The following is a 299-nucleotide window of genomic DNA, read 5'->3' as shown; positions in this document are numbered from 1 at the left end:
CGGTAAAAACCTTGAGACTGGAGGATATGAGCAGAGCTTGCGTGACGGTGTTAGTTTTGAAGTGACGATCGAGCGGCTAGATTTCAAGACACGCGAAAGCCACGAAGTAAACGCTCTTCATATCGTGTTTGACGAAGAGAAAAACCGTTTCGTGAATCGGCCACAGACACGGTTTGGCCAAGATCGGGTGATGCGCTTCCCGCTCCTTTGGAGCGAGGGAAAGTTTGAATTTTCCGGGCAACAAACCGAGAAACTCATTCTGGCGAACGGGCAAACCTTTGACGCGTATCGACTAGATC

The 299-nt window shown here is 49.8% G+C and carries 1 protein-coding gene; it reads left to right on the top strand.

The features are described from left to right. A partial coding sequence (locus tag SB749_RS19140) for a hypothetical protein (RefSeq protein WP_410711696.1) occupies positions 1 to 299 on the top strand: 299 nt, incomplete at both ends.

Source organism: Brevibacterium sp. SIMBA_078 (genome assembly GCF_046534565.1).
Classification (GTDB): Bacteria; Actinomycetota; Actinomycetes; order Actinomycetales; family Brevibacteriaceae; genus Brevibacterium.
The sequence above is the reverse complement of the archived record's forward strand: the minus strand, read 5'-3'. Positions and strand labels throughout refer to the sequence as shown.